At 67.2% G+C, this 15,510-nt stretch carries 16 protein-coding genes; 14 read left to right on the forward strand and 2 right to left on the reverse strand.

Annotated features, from left to right (window positions below; all coding sequences use genetic code 11):
- Positions 1 to 17 precede the first annotated feature (17 nt).
- The 11 genes from ACIBW7_RS27420 (at position 18) to ACIBW7_RS27470 (ending at position 10,205) form a co-directional block, all read left to right on the forward strand.
- A complete protein-coding gene (locus ACIBW7_RS27420; RefSeq protein WP_397051093.1) occupies positions 18 to 590 on the forward strand; it encodes a C40 family peptidase in 573 nt (190 codons plus the stop codon).
- A 239-nt stretch (positions 591 to 829) separates the two neighbouring features.
- Positions 830 to 1,894, forward strand: coding sequence for an NlpC/P60 family protein (locus ACIBW7_RS27425; RefSeq protein WP_397051095.1), 1,065 nt, complete (start codon positions 830 to 832; stop codon positions 1,892 to 1,894).
- A 6-nt stretch (positions 1,895 to 1,900) separates the two neighbouring features.
- Complete coding sequence (locus ACIBW7_RS27430; RefSeq protein WP_397051097.1) at positions 1,901 to 2,899, forward strand: hypothetical protein; 999 nt, start codon at positions 1,901 to 1,903, stop codon at positions 2,897 to 2,899.
- A gap of 612 nt (positions 2,900 to 3,511) precedes the next feature.
- Positions 3,512 to 4,639, forward strand: coding sequence for a glycosyltransferase family 4 protein (locus ACIBW7_RS27435; protein ID WP_397051099.1), 1,128 nt, complete (start codon positions 3,512 to 3,514; stop codon positions 4,637 to 4,639).
- A gap of 126 nt (positions 4,640 to 4,765) precedes the next feature.
- Positions 4,766 to 5,155, forward strand: coding sequence for a polyketide cyclase / dehydrase and lipid transport (locus ACIBW7_RS27440; RefSeq protein ID WP_397051101.1), 390 nt, complete (start codon positions 4,766 to 4,768; stop codon positions 5,153 to 5,155).
- A 45-nt stretch (positions 5,156 to 5,200) separates the two neighbouring features.
- Positions 5,201 to 5,638 (forward strand): SRPBCC family protein, encoded by a 438-nt coding sequence (locus ACIBW7_RS27445; protein WP_397051103.1) that lies wholly within the window; start codon positions 5,201 to 5,203, stop codon positions 5,636 to 5,638.
- Entirely contained in the window at positions 5,638 to 6,930 is a 1,293-nt protein-coding gene (locus tag ACIBW7_RS27450; RefSeq protein ID WP_397051652.1) for an ArsA family ATPase, read from the forward strand. The genes ACIBW7_RS27445 and ACIBW7_RS27450 overlap by 1 nt, the downstream gene beginning before the upstream one ends.
- Before the next feature lie 64 nt (positions 6,931 to 6,994).
- A complete protein-coding gene (locus ACIBW7_RS27455; RefSeq protein WP_397051105.1) occupies positions 6,995 to 7,459 on the forward strand; it encodes a hypothetical protein in 465 nt (154 codons plus the stop codon).
- The gene (locus ACIBW7_RS27460) at positions 7,456 to 8,469 is read left to right on the forward strand and encodes an ROK family protein (RefSeq protein WP_397051107.1); all 1,014 of its coding nucleotides are present in this window, start codon (positions 7,456 to 7,458) and stop codon (positions 8,467 to 8,469) included. The genes ACIBW7_RS27455 and ACIBW7_RS27460 overlap by 4 nt, the downstream gene beginning before the upstream one ends.
- Positions 8,470 to 8,679: 210 nt before the next feature.
- Positions 8,680 to 9,405, forward strand: a complete 726-nt coding sequence (locus ACIBW7_RS27465; RefSeq protein WP_397051109.1) for a lysophospholipid acyltransferase family protein — start codon at positions 8,680 to 8,682, stop codon at positions 9,403 to 9,405.
- A gap of 110 nt (positions 9,406 to 9,515) precedes the next feature.
- Positions 9,516 to 10,205: a phosphoribosylanthranilate isomerase gene (locus ACIBW7_RS27470; protein WP_397051111.1), complete on the forward strand. Its 690-nt coding sequence runs from the start codon at positions 9,516 to 9,518 to the stop codon at positions 10,203 to 10,205.
- Here the strand turns inward: ACIBW7_RS27470 and ACIBW7_RS27475 are convergent.
- Together ACIBW7_RS27475 and ACIBW7_RS27480 are read right to left on the reverse strand one after the other, a co-directional pair.
- Positions 10,090 to 11,022, reverse strand: a complete 933-nt coding sequence (locus ACIBW7_RS27475; protein ID WP_397051113.1) for a hypothetical protein — start codon at positions 11,020 to 11,022, stop codon at positions 10,090 to 10,092. The genes ACIBW7_RS27470 and ACIBW7_RS27475 overlap by 116 nt on opposite strands.
- Complete coding sequence (locus tag ACIBW7_RS27480; RefSeq protein WP_397051115.1) at positions 11,019 to 12,335, reverse strand: hypothetical protein; 1,317 nt, start codon at positions 12,333 to 12,335, stop codon at positions 11,019 to 11,021. The genes ACIBW7_RS27475 and ACIBW7_RS27480 overlap by 4 nt, the downstream gene beginning before the upstream one ends.
- A 235-nt stretch (positions 12,336 to 12,570) precedes the next feature.
- Between ACIBW7_RS27480 and ACIBW7_RS27485 the strand changes: the two genes are divergently transcribed.
- From ACIBW7_RS27485 to ACIBW7_RS27495, 3 genes are all read left to right on the forward strand, one after another.
- A complete protein-coding gene (locus ACIBW7_RS27485; RefSeq protein ID WP_397051117.1) occupies positions 12,571 to 13,446 on the forward strand; it encodes a hypothetical protein in 876 nt (291 codons plus the stop codon).
- 164 nt (positions 13,447 to 13,610) lie between these two features.
- Positions 13,611 to 15,233 (forward strand): cytochrome bc complex cytochrome b subunit, encoded by a 1,623-nt coding sequence (locus tag ACIBW7_RS27490; protein ID WP_397051119.1) that lies wholly within the window; start codon positions 13,611 to 13,613, stop codon positions 15,231 to 15,233.
- Positions 15,230 to 15,457, forward strand: coding sequence for a hypothetical protein (locus tag ACIBW7_RS27495; protein ID WP_397051121.1), 228 nt, complete (start codon positions 15,230 to 15,232; stop codon positions 15,455 to 15,457). Before ACIBW7_RS27490 ends, ACIBW7_RS27495 begins: the two co-directional genes overlap by 4 nt.
- The last annotated feature ends 53 nt before the right edge of the window (positions 15,458 to 15,510 follow it).

Here is a 15,510-nt window from a genome sequence, read left to right on the forward strand (position 1 = left end):
ATTGGAAGTACCGCATCATGGCGACCAACACCGTCAAGCGACATGCCAAGCGTGCCGTCGCGGCCGGAGCCGTCGGAGCTGCCTCGCTCGGCGTCTTCCTGTTGCCCGCCGCGCCCGCCTCGGCCCAGCCGGTCACGATCCCCGGCGTCGGCACCTTCGACGTGCCCAACGAGATCCCGATCCCGCAGGGCATCCCGGGCATCGAGCTGCCCAACCCCGCCCCGCTGCCGTTCATGGCCCCCAAGAAGTCCGTCGGCGATATCGCGCTCGACGCCGCCATGAGCAAGGTCGGCTCGCCGTACGTCTACGGCGCCGCGGGCCCGAACGCCTTCGACTGCTCGGGCCTGGTCAAGTGGTCCTACCAGCAGGCCGGCCTGGAGCTGCCGCGCACCAGCGGTGAGCAGCTGAACGCCGGCACCCCGGTCTCGCTCGACGACCTGCAGCCGGGCGATCTGGTGTCGTTCTACGGCGGCAGCCACTCCGGCCTGTACGCCGGTGACGGCAACGTCGTCCACGCCTCCACCTCCGGCACCCCGGTGAAGCTCGCGCCGATCTCCTCCATGCCGGTCGCCGGCGCGCGCCGCTTCTGAGCAGCTCTTTCGATCACCCCGCCCGGCCGCACGAGAGGGCCGGGCGTCGGGACGGCACGGCGTAGCGATCGCTTGCGGGTCGAAAGAGCCAGTGATCATTCTGTGGCCCACTGGACACGGACCTACGCCGTTCCGTAACCTAATCGAGACCTTCCCGGCTCGCGGAGTTCGCCGCAGAAGTTCCGCAGCTTGCGGAGGCGACAAGATCGCTTCACGAGAGAAACGGGGCCTGGCGCGCTGTGACAGCACATCACCGGAGACATCGCGGGAAACGTCTGGTGGGAGGGGCATTAGCGGTCGCAGTCTTGGCCGCTGCACTCTCCGGTGGCAGTCCAGCCGGAGCCGATCCGGCCGCCATGCCGACCACGGCCGGTGAGGCCGTACAGCGGATGATCGACCTGTCCCGCGAATCCGAGCAGCTCAATCAACAGGCGCTCGGCGCGCAGGCCGATCTCGACACCAAACTCGACGCCCTGCACGATGCCGACGCCAAACTCGACGCGGCCACGCAGACCGCCGATGCGGCCCGCGAGGAAGTCCGCAGGTTCCAGCCGATCATCGATCGCACCGTGATCGCCGCCTATCAGGGCGCGCGCACGAGCCGGCTATCCGCTGTCCTGTTGAGCGATTCGCCGCAGCGTCTGCTGGACCAGATGTCCACCATCGACGTGATCTCGGCCAAGAACTCCGAGCAGCTCAATCTCTACAAGCAGGCGACCGCCGCCGCGACCGAGGCGGAAAAGGCCGCACGTGCCGCCGCCGACACCGCCCGCGCCGCCTCCGATAAGGCCGACCAGGTGCGCGCCGATCTCGAGCGCAAGCGGGCCGGTCTGTCCGGATCCATCGCGCAGGTGGTCGAGGCGTGGGGTCAGTTGTCCACCAAGGACAAATCGGCATTGGCCGGATCGCCGTTCCCACCCGGTTTCGATACCGACACCCTGCTGCGCGGGCTGGTTCCGGGCAGCGGCACCAGCGCGTTGGCAGCCGGACTCACCCGCATCGGCGACCCGTATGTCTGGGGCGCGACCGGACCGCACCAGTTCGACTGCTCCGGCCTGGTGCAGTGGGCCTTCAAACAGGTCGGCAAGGATGTACCGCGGACCAGTTCGCAGCAGGCCTCCTATGGCACCCCGGTGGATCAGAAGGATCTGCAACCCGGCGACGTCGTGTTCTTCTATTCCGATATCTCCCATGTCGGCATCTATGCGGGCAATGGGTTGATGCTGCACGCCTCCACATTCGGGGTTCCGGTAGCCGTTGCGCCGATGGGGTCGACGCCCTATCACTCGGCTCGGCGATACTGATCAGCTATGAGTAGCTTTCGGCGGGCCCACGCCTGGTTGTTCGTGCGGCGCCGCTTCCAGTTCGTCGCCACCGTCGTGATGGTGACCGTACTGACGGGAACCTGCGGTGCACTGCTGATGGTGCCGAATTCGGTACTGCCGAAACTGCATGCGGCCCAGCCGACTTCGATCGGCAGCCTGCACGCCGCCGATGACGATCCGCGCCTTGCCTCGGTGCGTCGGACGGTCGACCCCTTCGGGCAACTCGTCACGGAGCAGGTGCCGACCGGGAACGGCCAGGAGTCCCTGGTTGTCGGTCATCCGGCGCAGCGGGCCGAAATCGATACGCTCGCAGGCGAACTCGCGGCCGCGACCACGGCCGTCACCGGTGTGTGGGGTCCGGGCTGGGCCCAGTCCGCGATGGTGGTGGTCGCGTCGAATCCGTCGGAGTTCGCCGCGCTGGTGCGCTCGGGTGCGAGCATGCCCGCCGATGTCGCCGCGGCCTCGGTCGCCGATCCGTTCGTGCCCGGCACCCAGCCGACCGGCCAGCGCGTGGTCTTCAGCTCCGATGCCGGACGCCGCCTCGACGCCGACGGTCTGCGCACGCTGCTGCGCCATGAACTCACCCATATCGCGACGCGGGCCCAAACCGTCGACGGCGCACCGCAGTGGATGCTCGAGGGGTTCGCCGAGTTCGTGGCCCACCTCGACACCGGACATCGTTTCGCCGATATCGCGCCGACAGTCGCCACTCGCATTCGTGCCGGAAATGTCCCCCGCGATCTCCCGTCCGCCGCGGACTTCGCGGGCAGCGGTGCCGTCGCCGCCTATGAGCAGGCGTGGTCGGTCTGCGCGTTCGTCGCCGATAAGTTCGACCAGCCGCGCCTGGTCGAGCTCTACCGCCGCATCGCCGCGGGTAAACAGGACTCCGCGAGCGAGGACCGCATCATGCGCGATGTCCTCGGCACCAGCCGTGACGATCTGGTCGCCGACTGGCGCAGTTGGTTATCCGCCCGCACCGCTTGATCTCGGACCGCTACCGCCCTCCCAGCCAACACGGAGCGACCCGTCTCGCGCCCGAGTCGGCCAAGCGCATCGCCGCACACACCGGACACGACCATCCGACCCACACATCGGTGGCCGAACGATCCGCCATCAGCAACAACCACGGAGCGAGTCTTACGAGCGACCGTTCGCGACCCGTCTCACGACCGAGTCGTCCAAGCGCATGCGCCGCAAGCGCGAGTCTCGACCATCCGTGGCGTGTGCATCGGTGGCCGAACGATCCGCTATCGGTGACCCCAATGGAGCGAGTCTTACGAGCGAGGAGTTCGCGGCCCGTCTCGCGTCCGAGCTGTCGAAGCGCATGCGCTGCAGGTGTGGGACTCGACCATCCGTCGAGCGTGCATCGGTGGTCGAACGATCCGTTATCGGTGACCCCAATGGAGCGAGTCTTACGAGCGAGGAGTTCGCGGCCCGTCTCGCGTCCGAGTCGTCGAAGCGCATGCGACGAAGTCGCGAGTCTCGACGACTCGGACGCGAGACACCAGGGGGCCGCGAACACGCAGCGCCGAAGGCGCTGCAATCAGATAGAGCCGCGCCGAAGGCGCGGCAAATTAGACACAGTAGTTTGTTCGCATGGCCCGAACTCTGCTGGTTACCAATGATTTCCCGCCGCGGCCGGGCGGTATCCAGTCGTATCTGCAGGCGCTGGCCGGTGAGCTGCCGCCCGATGATCTGGTCGTTTACGCTCCGCGGTGGCGTGGCGACAGTCATCTGAAATTCGATGCGAAGCAGAAGTTCCAGGTGGTGCGCCACCCGACCACGCTGATGCTGCCGACCCCGCTGGTGCTGCGGCGGGCCGCGCGCCTGCTGCGCAGCGAGAACTGCGACACGGTGTGGTTCGGTGCGGCGGCGCCGCTGGCACTGCTGTCGCCGATGCTGCGGCGCGCGGGCGCTACCCGGATTCTGGCGAGTACACATGGTCACGAGGTCGGCTGGTCCATGCTGCCGGGTGCGCGGCGGGCATTGCGCGCGATCGGTGAGCACACCGATGTGGTCACCTATGTCAGCAGATATACGCGCGGCCGATTCGCCTCGGCGTTCGGGCCGAATGCCGCACTCGAATATCTGCCACCGGGCGTCGATACCGAGGTGTTCCGGCCGGATCCGGCCGCGCGCGCGGAATTGCGCGAGCGCTACGGCCTCGGCGATCGCCCGACCATCCTGTGCCTGTCCCGGCTGGTTCCGCGCAAGGGCCAGGACGCGTTGATCATCGCCATGCTCGAGATCCGCGCGCGCATCCCCGGTGCGGTGCTGGTGGTCGCGGGCGGCGGACCGTACGAGGACAAGTTGCACGGGCTCGCGGCGGCCATCGGCGTCAGCGATGACGTGGTCTTCACCGGCCGGGTCCCATCCGGCGAGCTGGCGGCCCATCACACCTTGGCCGATGTATTCGCCATGCCGAGCCGAACCCGCGGGGCCGGACTCGATGTCGAAGGTCTGGGCATCGTGTACCTGGAGGCCTCGGCATCCGGAGTGCCGGTGGTGGCCGGACGTTCGGGCGGTGCGCCGGAGACCGTGCTGGAGGGCAAGACCGGCCGCGTCGTCGACGGACGCAAGACCACCGAAATCGCCGACGCCATCGTCGAGATCCTGTCCGATCGCGATGCCGCCGCCGAGATGGGCGCTGCGGGGCGCGCGTGGGTCGAGGAACAGTGGCGCTGGGACAGTCTGGGCGCTCGACTGCGTCAGCTGCTGCAATAAAGGCGACGGCGGCTCACAGGTTGGGGCTGTGATCTACTACGCTCGGGCTGTGAACGAGCGAAGCGAGCGAACCATGTGCCGGCGCGCTCTGCGCACGGCGCAGCCGAACGCCGGCGAGGCGCAGCCGTGAGCAGTATTCAGATCGCTGATCAGACGTTTGTCGCCGCCCCCGGGGCCGCGGTCTCCGAGATCCTGGCCGGGGAGAACAATTGGCGCCGCTGGTGGCCTGATCTCACCCTTGGCGTCCGGGAAGACCGGGCCGACAAGGGTATTCGCTGGTCGGTCACCGGTGCGCTGACCGGAACCATGGAGGTATGGCTGGAACCCGCACTCGACGGGGTGATCCTGCACTACTTCCTGCACGCCGAACCGAAGGCGCCGGCACGGGATCTGGCTGCCGCGAATCGGGCGCGCCGGGTGGCGGGCAAGGATATGTCGTTCGAGATCAAGGCCAGGCTGGAGGCGGGCCGCGCGGCCGGTGTCGTGCCGGCACACGCCGCACCGACCGCCCGCTGACGCACACGAGCACAGCACAGCAGCTGAAAGGAATCGTTGTCCGCCATGGCCGACAGGACCCAGAGGTCGATCATCATCGATGCACCGTCGCAGCAGGTGATGTCCGTCATCGCCGATCTGGAGTCCTACCCGGAGTGGGTCTCGGCGGCGAAAACCGTTGAGGTGCTGGAGAAGAGTGCCGACGGCCGGGCCAGGATCGCGCGCTTCGTGCTCGATGCCGGAGTCGTCAAGGACACCTACGTGCTGTCCTACACTTGGCGGCCCGACGACAAATCGGTCACCTGGACGCTGATCAGCGGCGAACTGCAGAAGGCACAGGACGGCACCTACGAACTCGTCGACCAGCCCGACGGCACCACCGAGGTGACCTATGAGCTGACCGTCGACCTGAATATCCCGATGATCGGCATGTTCAAGCGCAAGGCCGAGAAGGTGATCACCGATACCGCGCTCAAGGAACTGAAGAAACGGGTCGAAGGCTGATCACACACAAGCCCGAGGCGGCCGGTACTCGGGTCGAACTATTCATCGGCAAAGGCGGGGTCGGCAAGACGACGTTGGCCTGCGCTACCGCTATGGCTTATGCCCGGGCGGGGCAGCGGGTGCTGGTGGCCTCGTTGGATCAGGCGCATTCGCTCGGCGACGCGCTCGGCTTCCGATTTCCGCACGACCCCGGCACCGTGCCCGGGATCGCGAGCGTACTGTCCGGACTCGATGTGATCGAGGTCGATTCCCTTGCGCTGCTGGAGGATCGGTTCCGCGAGGTGGTGCGCGTGCTCACGACCGGAACCGACCACGATCACGGCATCGATCCGGCCGCACTGGATCCGGCCGAGTTGACCGGACTGCCCGGCGTGCAGGAATTGCTGATGCTGGTGGAGATCACCCAGTTCGCCGCCGAGGACGACTGGGATGTGATCGTCGTCGACTGCCCACCCTCGGCGGATATGTTGCGCATCATCACCGCGCCGGAAACCCTGCTCGGATATGTGGAGCGCATGTGGCCGCCGCATGCGCGGGCGATGAGCATGGTCGGCACCGATCTGCGGCGCGCGGTGCTGGCCACCACGGTCGAGCGGATCGTCAAGGCGGTCACCGAGGTGCGCGATCTGCTCGCCGACCACGGCCGAACCGGTGCGCGACTGATCACCGTCGCCGAACAGGTCGCCATCGCCGAATCGGAACGGGTGCGTTCGGCGGCGGCGCTGCTCGGTCTGCGGTTGGATGCGGTGGTGGTGAACAAGGTGCTGCCCGCCGTGCCCCCGCCGACCGCACTCGAAGTGGCCGCCCATCCCGCCGTCCAGTGGTATGTGAATCGGCGCGCCGAACAATTGGATGTGGTGAACCGGCTGCAACGGGGTATGAACGGGACACGGGTGCTGATCGCACAGCACACCGGGCCCGAACCGGTCGGGCTCACGTCCCTGTCCGCGCTGTCGTATGCGATGGATTCGGGTGAGCGGTTGAATGCCGACTCGAAGCTGAGCGACAATCCGGCGGAGGTTCGCACAAGTTCCGGCGAGCCGGTGGTTCGATTGGAATCGGGCACCGGTCTGCATTCGGTGTACGCGTTGCGGATGCACCTGCCCGTCGTCGATCCGGCGACGCTGCGACTGGGACGAGTGGAGGACGATTTGATCGTGGGAGCGGACGGGGTCCGACGCCGGGTGCGCCTGGCGCCGGTATTGCGACGGTGCACGGTCGACGGCGCCGAACTCGACAACGGCTATCTGATCGTGCGTTTCCACCCGGACCCGGAAGCGTGGCCGGTATGAGCGAGCGAAACATGTCACAGCGTGCATGGCGCATGCCGGAGCCGAGCGCTGGCGAGGCGCAGGCATGAGTGATTCGAACGACTGGCCCGGCGCTGCCGAGCCCGGTGACGACCTCGGCGAATTCGCCGCGGAATTGAAGCTGCTGGCCGAGGCGGTGCTCGAACGGGTCGAACCCGTGCTGCGGCGCGCCGCCGACGGGCAGCCGGACTGGTCGAGTTGCAGTTGGTGCCCGGTCTGCGCGGCCGCGGCTCTGGTGCGCGGTGAGCATCACGATGTGCTCGCGGTGGTGGCCGATCACGGGACCGCGATCGTCACGGTGCTGCGCGAGGCGCTCGCCGGGGTGCCGGTAGAACCGGTGATGCCCGAAGACGGTGCACCGCACGATCATTCGTTCGCGACCGAACAACACGGCGACGCACCGGATGCGGAATCCACAACCGCCGACGCGGATACCCGCACCCGGCAGTCGAACTCGGCCGGGCGCAAGCGATCCCGCTACGTCGGCATCCCCGTGACGATCAAGGCATGACGGCGCGAGTAGCAGATGCGCGACCGCTGACCGTCGGAATCGACGTCGGCGGCACCAATATTCGCGCATCGGTGGTCGACGGCGACGGCGAGGTGCTCGACACCGTGGTCGCGCCCACACCGCATTCGGCGCGGGCACTGGAGAACGCGCTGGACCGCACGGTCCGCGAACTGTGCCGCAGACATCCGATCAGCGCGGTCGGCTTGGCGGTGGCCGGATTCATCAACGCCGATCGCTCGACGGTGCGCTTCGCACCGCATCTGCCCTGGCAGGACACCCCGGTCGCGCAGCGGCTCACCGAACGCCTCGAACTACCGGTGATCCTCGAACACGACGCCAATGCCGCCATGTGGGCCGAGTACCGATTCGGCGCGGCGGCGGGCGGGCACAATTCGGTGCTCGTCGCGATCGGCACCGGCATCGGCGCGGCATTGCTCATCGACGGCGAACTGTATCGGGGCACGCACGGCGTCGCACCGGAGCTGGGACATCTGCAGGTGGTGCCGCAGGGCCGGTCCTGTCCGTGCGGCAAACGCGGCTGCTGGGAAAGGTATTGCAGCGGAACGGCTCTGGTCGATACCGCGATCGAAATGCTGGCCACCGATCCGGTGCATTCGACGGTGCTGGCGCGCGAGGTGCTGCGCGATCCCGGTTCGCTGACCGGACGCCGGGTGGCCGGAGCCGCCCAGGACGGCGACCCGTTGGCCGTTGCGGTCATGGCCGATTTCGCCCGCTGGCTCGGGCTCGGACTGGCATTCGTCAGCGACATCTTCGATCCCGGGCTGATCGTGATCGCCGGTGGCGTAAGCAGTTCGGCGCCACAGTTCCTGGACGAGGCGCGCGAGGAGTACGCGCGGGCGATCACCGGCGCCGGGCATCGGCCGCTCGCCCGGATCCGGACCACCCAGCTCGGTGAGGCGGCGGGAATGATCGGCGCGGCGGAGCTCGCCAGGGCCACCCTCGCCGAGACCGGCCGCAGCCGTTCCTGGGCGGCTCGTTCCACCCACTGAGTTCGATTGCGGCGCTCCCGGGTCCCTCCGTGGTCACGCTCCGCTACCGCCTCCGGGCCCGTCGGTCACGCCGCGGGCGGTCGGTTATCAGAACTCGAGAACATGTGGTGAGATACGCCGCTCGGCTTGGATGTGATCTGTACCCAGCGGTAAAGTCGGCAACAGACGGTTGTACTCGTAAACGATCCCGGCCGCGGGGGTTAGGACGCCATGCTCTACTGGATGCTGAAGTACCTGTTCCCGGGACCGTTCATGCACCTCTACAACCGTCCGACGGTCGAAGGCGTGGAGCATATCCCCGCCGACGGACCGGCCATCCTGGCCGGGAACCACCTGTCCTTCTCGGACTGGTTGTTCGCTCCGCTGATGAGCCCGCGTCGGATCAGCTATCTCGCCAAGGCCGAGTACTTCACCGCCCCCGGCTTCAAGGGCCGGCTGCAGAAGTTCTTCTTCAGCGCCACCGGCCAGTACCCGATCGACCGCAGCGGCGCCTCCGCGGCCGAGGACGCGCTCAATGCCGCACGCAAACTGCTCGACAAGGGTCACCTCGTCGGCCTCTACCCGGAGGGCACCCGCTCCCCCGACGGTCGCCTGTACAAGGGCAAGACCGGCCTTGCCCGCCTCGCGCTCGAGACCGGCGTCCCTGTCATCCCGGTCGCGGTCATCGGCACCTTCGAGGTCTGCCCGCCCGGCCCGTTCCGCTGGCGCCGCCACAAGGTCACCGTCAAATTCGGCGCCCCCATCGACTTCTCCCGCTACGAAGGCATGGGCGGCAACCGTTTCGTCGAACGCGCCGTCACCGATGAGGTCATGTACGACCTCATGCAGCTCGGCGGCCAAGAATACGTCGACGTCTACGCCGCCAGCCTGAAGAAGGGCGTCCCCAGCGGCTCCGCCCCCGAAGCCACCCGCATCCCGGAGACGGCAGCAAGCTAGACCTTTCAGATCTGCGAGCCCGGTGCCGAACGCACCGGGCTCGTTCGGTTTTCGGCGGTCGCACCGCCCGGCGCACGACGCCGCGTCCACCGCGCGGATATCGTTGAGTCGTGACGGTGCGCGCAAAGATTTGCGGGATCAGGTCCGAGGACGATCTGCGGATCGCGCTGGCCGGCGGGGCCGACGCCATCGGATTCATCTCGGGGATCACCCATTTCAGCGAAGATGCCCTCGATGCCGAGCGCGCGGCGGCGCTGTCGCGGCTGGCTCCGCCCTTCGTCAGCCGTGTGCTGGTCACCCATCTGGAGGATGCGGCCGCGATCGTGAACCTGGCCGACCGCGTCGGCGTGGACGCGATCCAGGTGCACGGGCTCGTCACCATCGACACCGTTCGTGCGGTCCGAAAGAGCGCCGGTGGCCGGAAGATCATCAAGGCGGTGCACGTCACCGGGCCGGAGGCCGTCGATGACGCCCGCGAGGCCGCCGCGGATTGCGATGCGATACTGCTCGATTCACGCACCACGGACCGATTGGGCGGCACCGGCCGCACCCACGACTGGTCGGTGAGTGCGGCCGTCGTGACAGCGCTGCACGAACTGGGCTGCCCAGTGATGCTCGCCGGTGGACTCGGTCCGGACAATGTCGCCGATGCCATCGCACGGGTGCGTCCGTTCGCGGTGGACGTCAATAGCGGAGTCGAAACAGCCACCGGGGATAAACAACCCGAGGCATGCGCGGCGTTCGTGGCGGCGGCGCACCGGACGCCCGCGTCGTTCGCACCTCGAGTCCCACGGCCATGAGCACCAGGGCGCCGGCGAGCAGTGTCGCCGCGGTGACATGGCTACCCGCGACCGCGGTGCCGATGATCGACGCGACTACGGCCTCGTTGAGCCCAACGATCCCCGCCGTCGTGGCATCCAAGCGCCGCAACGCCCACCAGTAGCACGCGAATCCCGGGCCGAGTAGCGCCGCACCGATCACCGCCAATTCGGTTGCCGCGACCACCGATGGCGGCCGGAGCACCAGCAGTGGTGCCCCGAGAACTCCGGCGCACAGCAATTGCAGACCGGCGGCGGACAGCGTGGCACGGTCGGCGGATTCCCGGGCGACCAGACCGATCAGTAACGCGACACTGGCGGCACTGGCCACCGCCAGGGCACAGGCGAGCAGTACCTGCCAGGCGGGCGTGCCCGCGGGCGGGCGACCGGCCACCAGACAGATGGCCGCCCCGACGAGCACCAACTCGACGATCACCACCAGGTTCAATTCGCGCATCCCGCGCACGATATGGGTCGCGATGATCAACACCGGTGCGGTCAGATGCAGCGCGACGACGACCGGGAGCGGGCCGATCCGCAAGGCGGCGGCGTAAAACGCGAGGTTCACCACCTCGAGCGCCCCCAATCGGAGGAATAGACCGGGTCCGGCGCGGAAGGCCCGCACCGGATTGTCTCCGGCCGCCACCGCACACAGCAGCAGCGATACCGCACCACCCGCGGCCACCGGTGCGCCCGCCGCGAAACCCGTTGCGGCAGTGCGAGCGATCAAGGCGCTGGACGCGCCCCATAGGCTGGTGGCGACGACCAGCAGGGCCAGCGACCGATAGGCGGTATTCACGACGACAACAGGAAGGTCACCACGGGTAGCACCACCGCGGTGAAGGCCGCGAATACCGCCGCCGCGATCCGTACCTTCGGCACAGACGGCAGCCGCGTCGCCACCCCGGTGAAGCTGCCGAGCGCGATGAACAGGGTCCCCCACACCACCAGCGTCCGACTGCCGACCACCCCGAGTTCATCGGCGAATATCACCGCGAGTACGGCGATGGTCAGCCCTGCTGATCCGGTCGCCGCGAGCACCAGGGCACCCCCGTGGCTGTTCATCATCACCGCCCGCCCGTCCACCTCGATGACCTGCTGGGCATCCGCGTGGTGCACACCGTCGACGCGGCAGATCATGTCGAATACCCGCGCCGGGCTGACCCGCTCGTTGACCGCCGCGCGGGCGTATGTCATCGCCTCCAAACCCTGGACCGTGGCATACGACGTGACGAAACCCTCTGCCGAGGTACGGAATCCGCCCCGATTCGCGTGCAGGGCCGCCGTCTCCTGCAGATCGAGCAGATCGACCAACCCCTGCCGAACGCCTGGATCGAAGATCGCCTGACTATCCGCGACGACGACGGCGCCGACCGCCAGATGCAGACTCAGATGCCGCCAGGTGTCGGCGACTTCATTGCGGCGGAAGGCCTCCTCCTCGACCGGCTCCTCGCGCCGGCGCAGACCTTCGAGCAATTGCCCGACGGCGAGTTCGCGCACCCGATCGATGCGTTTGCCGCCGAGCGCGGCGATCTCCGGTCGCGCGACCACGAAAGCCACATAGGCGCAGGCGTATACCGGCCGCACGCGCGGATCGTTGTCCAGCATCGAGGTCACCAGAAATGTGGTGCCGCGCAGCAGTGCTTGGGCGGCCTCCTCGTGCTCGGATCCGAGACCGGCAAGTGCCCGAATCGAATTCGCGGTCGCGGTCACCGAAATCGGCCCCGCCCCGCGGGAGAAGCGCCAGCCGCCGCTGTCGGCATCCTGCTCGGCGAGCAGCGCACGCATCGAATCGACAACATCCGGATCCGTCGGCGAGACCCCGAGCGCCTGCAGGGCGCGCAGCCGCCAGGACACGTCGATGGGCGATTGAAATGCCCACTCGCCACTCTCCCTGGCCACGACCGAGCGGCGCACCAGCACCGAAACCTCGTCGGCCCGTGGCACTTCCCGACCGGCCGCGGTCAGTGCGCATACGACCTCCGCGGTGTTCTGCGGGTTCGGTGGCACATCCGATACCCACCCCCAACCGGCACCGCCGAGCCCGTCCGCCAACTGATTCCGGCACAGCCATTCCACCGCGAGCCCTACCCGGTCATCCAGATCAGACACGGTTCCCCTCCGTCGCATCGCCCCGACCCGACAATGACCTGTCGTACCAGGGGTTCCGACCACCCTACCGGCCCGACCGCGAGCCCGTGGCCGCTCGCGGATGGGCGATCTCGGCAACACCGGGGTGCGGGTCGCGACGGCGAGGCACAATCACGGTGTACGTGTTCCGAGTGCGGTAGCTGCGGGCGTGCCGTGGTGAAAGCTGGTGCACCGCAAGACGAGCGAGGGAGTCACGGTGTCGGAGATAGCGCCGGATCTGTTGTTGTCTCTCGCCGTGGCGGCGGCGCATCAGTTGGGGTATTCGTGTCGGTTGGCGGCGGCCGATGATGTGATGTTGTCCGGGCCCGCGGGGGATGTGATGGTCGGGTTGACGAATTTGCGGCGGATGGCCGCGGATGAGCCGCCGGATCAGTGGCCGGCATTGGTGGCGGACTATCTGAGTACCGGGCTGGTCGATCTGGAGGTCGACCGAGATCCGCTCGATACCGGCGACTTCGCAATGATGCAGGGGCTCATCAGGACTCGGCTCTACTCCGGGCACGGCGGTGCGCCCGATGTGGTGCGTCGCCAGGTCGCACCCGGCCTGATCCAGCGGGTGCTGATCGATCAGGTGCACACCATGGCTCCGGTCACCTATCCGATGCTGCGGCAGTGGCCGATCGACGAAGACGACCTGTTCGCCCTCGCCGAGCGGAACACCCGCAGCGACGGTCCATTGGATGTGCTCACTCACCAGATCGATACGCCGACCGCCGACGGTGTCGAAATCACCATGCTGTGCGGCATCTCCGACTACATCACCGCGCACGCGTGCTGGCTCGATGCGTATCCGGTGATCGGACCGGCGGGTGCGGTATTCGTGGTGCCGTCGCAGCGCCATATCTACGCGCACCCGGTGGCGAATCTCGAGGTGGTCCAGGCCACCACGGTGCTGGCCCAGGTCGCGGTGCTCGATTACACGCAGCGCCCGTGGCCGGTCAGCCAGGACGTCTACTGGTGGCACGGTGGCACCATCGAGCTGGCCGCAGCCACGCAGCACACCGGTGAATCGCTCTGCATCTATCCGTCGGACGACTTCCTCGCCGCGTTGAACGAACTCCCCGAGCCCTGACGAGATCTACGTCACACGGTAGTACTTCTCGCATCCAGGCCGTCACGTTTCGGACCGCTCGACCGTCTTATGCGTAGCCGGCTGTCGATCGAGAAGGAGATGACAATGCCTGTGCTGTTCATTCGTTACGAGGTGGCGCCACACGGCTCGGACGGGAGCCCGCGATGAGCTCGAAGGCGGCGCAGCATGCCGACGCCGCGGACGAGCGGTACCGCGCCGCGGCCTTCGTGAAGCGTTCGATCAACAAGGTCTTCCCGACGCACTGGGCCTTCCTGCTCGGCGAGATCGCCTTGTACAGCTTCATCATTCTGCTGATCTCGGGCATCTACCTGACGCTGTACTTCGATCCGTCGATGACGGAAGTGGTCTACGACGGCGCGTACCAACCGCTGCGCGGCGTGCACATGTCGGCGGCTTATGCCAGCTCCCTGGACATTTCGTTCGAGGTGCGCGGCGGTCTGTTCGTCCGGCAGGTACACCATTGGGCCGCACTGATGTTCCTGGCCGCGATCATCGTGCACTGCCTGCGGATCTTCTTCACCGGCGCGTTCCGCAAACCGCGCGAAGCGAATTGGGTGATCGGCTCGACCCTGTTGGTCCTGGCCATGTTCGAGGGCTACTTCGGCTACAGCCTGCCCGACGATCTGTTGTCGGGCACCGGCCTGCGTTCACCGCTCGGCGGGATCACGATGAGCATCCCGATCGTCGGAACCTGGATCCACTTCGCCCTGTTCGGCGGCGAATTTCCGGGCGAGGTGCTGATTCCGCGCCTGTTCATCACACATGTGCTGCTGTTCCCCGGCATCATGCTCGCGCTGATCGCCGCGCATGTCGCACTGGTCTGGTATCAGAAGCACACGCAATTCCCGGGACCGGGGCGCACCGAGCGCAATGTCGTCGGCGCGCGGATCGTGCCGGTCTTCGCCGCGGACCAGGGTGCGTTCTTCATGTTCACCCTCGCCACGGTGGCGATCATGGGCGGGGTATTCCAGATCAATCCGATCTGGGAACTCGGGCCATACAACCCGGCGCAGGTGTCAGCGGGTTCACAACCGGACTTCTACATGATGTGGACCGACGGCCTGGCCCGGCTCATGCCGCCGTGGGAGATATACCTCGGCAACTACACCATTCCGGCGGCGTTCTGGGTTGCTCTGGTGATGGGCCTGGTACTCGTGATCCTGCCCGCCTACCCGTGGATAGAGAAGCGGCTCACCAAGGATTACGCGGCCCACAATCTGTTGCAGCGCCCGCGAGACGTGCCGGTGCGCAGCGGAATCGGCGCGATGGCAATCACCTTCTATCTGGTGCTGACGCTCAGCTGTGTCAACGACATCATCGCGTTGAAGTTCGACATCTCGCTCAATGCCACCACCTGGATGGGCCGCATCGGCCTATTGATCGCACCGCCGATCGCGTACTTCATCACCTATAGGTTCTGCATCGGTCTGCAGCGCAGCGACCGGGCGGTGCTGGAGCACGGCATCGAAACGGGCATAATCAAGCGACTGCCGCACGGCGAGTACGTCGAGGTGCACCAGGCGCTCGGACCGGTCGACGAGCACGGCCATCCCGTGCCGCTGGTCTACCAGGGCGCGGCGATCCCGAAGAAGATGAACAAACTCGGTTCGGCGGGCAAACCGGGCTCCGGCAGCTTCCTGCGACCCGATCCCGTGGCGGAATCCGAGCGCTACTTCGAGATCGAGCACGCCGAGGAACGCAAACAGCTCGCCGTGCTGCAGAAGTACCAGGACCGAATGACCGACGGCGAAAGGCACACCCGATGATGTGGCTCACGCGCTCGCATGAGCCGGCTACCGAGGACTACGGCCTGCTCGTCGCGGCCGCGACGGTGGCCGCCGAAGCCACCGCCCGCACGGTCTGCGACCTGTTGCGCGACAACGGGATCCGCGCCACCATCGGCTCGGCTCAGCCCGCCCGACACCGGGTACTCGTCTTCCCGGAAGACGCCGTCCGCGCATTCGAAATCCTCTGCGACAACACCATCTGAGGGTTCGCACCAGAAGGCCCCGAACCATCCGGGTTCGGGGTCTTCGGTCATCT

Origin of the sequence: Nocardia sp. NPDC049526 (assembly GCF_044465765.1) — a bacterium.
Lineage (GTDB): Bacteria > Actinomycetota > Actinomycetes > Mycobacteriales > Mycobacteriaceae > Nocardia.

Bases quoted from the DNA above. Each gene is read 5' to 3' on its own strand.
- ACIBW7_RS27420 (WP_397051093.1), top strand. From the start codon at position 18: ATGGCGACCAACACCGTCAAGCGACATGCCAAGCGTGCCGTCGCGGCC.
- ACIBW7_RS27430 (WP_397051097.1), top strand. From the start codon at position 1,901: ATGAGTAGCTTTCGGCGGGCCCACGCCTGGTTGTTCGTGCGGCGCCGC.
- ACIBW7_RS27435 (WP_397051099.1), top strand. From the start codon at position 3,512: ATGGCCCGAACTCTGCTGGTTACCAATGATTTCCCGCCGCGGCCGGGC.
- ACIBW7_RS27445 (WP_397051103.1), top strand. From the start codon at position 5,201: ATGGCCGACAGGACCCAGAGGTCGATCATCATCGATGCACCGTCGCAG.
- ACIBW7_RS27455 (WP_397051105.1), top strand. From the start codon at position 6,995: ATGAGTGATTCGAACGACTGGCCCGGCGCTGCCGAGCCCGGTGACGAC.
- ACIBW7_RS27460 (WP_397051107.1), top strand. From the start codon at position 7,456: ATGACGGCGCGAGTAGCAGATGCGCGACCGCTGACCGTCGGAATCGAC.
- ACIBW7_RS27465 (WP_397051109.1), top strand. From the start codon at position 8,680: ATGCTCTACTGGATGCTGAAGTACCTGTTCCCGGGACCGTTCATGCAC.
- ACIBW7_RS27490 (WP_397051119.1), top strand. From the start codon at position 13,611: ATGAGCTCGAAGGCGGCGCAGCATGCCGACGCCGCGGACGAGCGGTAC.
- ACIBW7_RS27495 (WP_397051121.1), top strand. From the start codon at position 15,230: ATGATGTGGCTCACGCGCTCGCATGAGCCGGCTACCGAGGACTACGGC.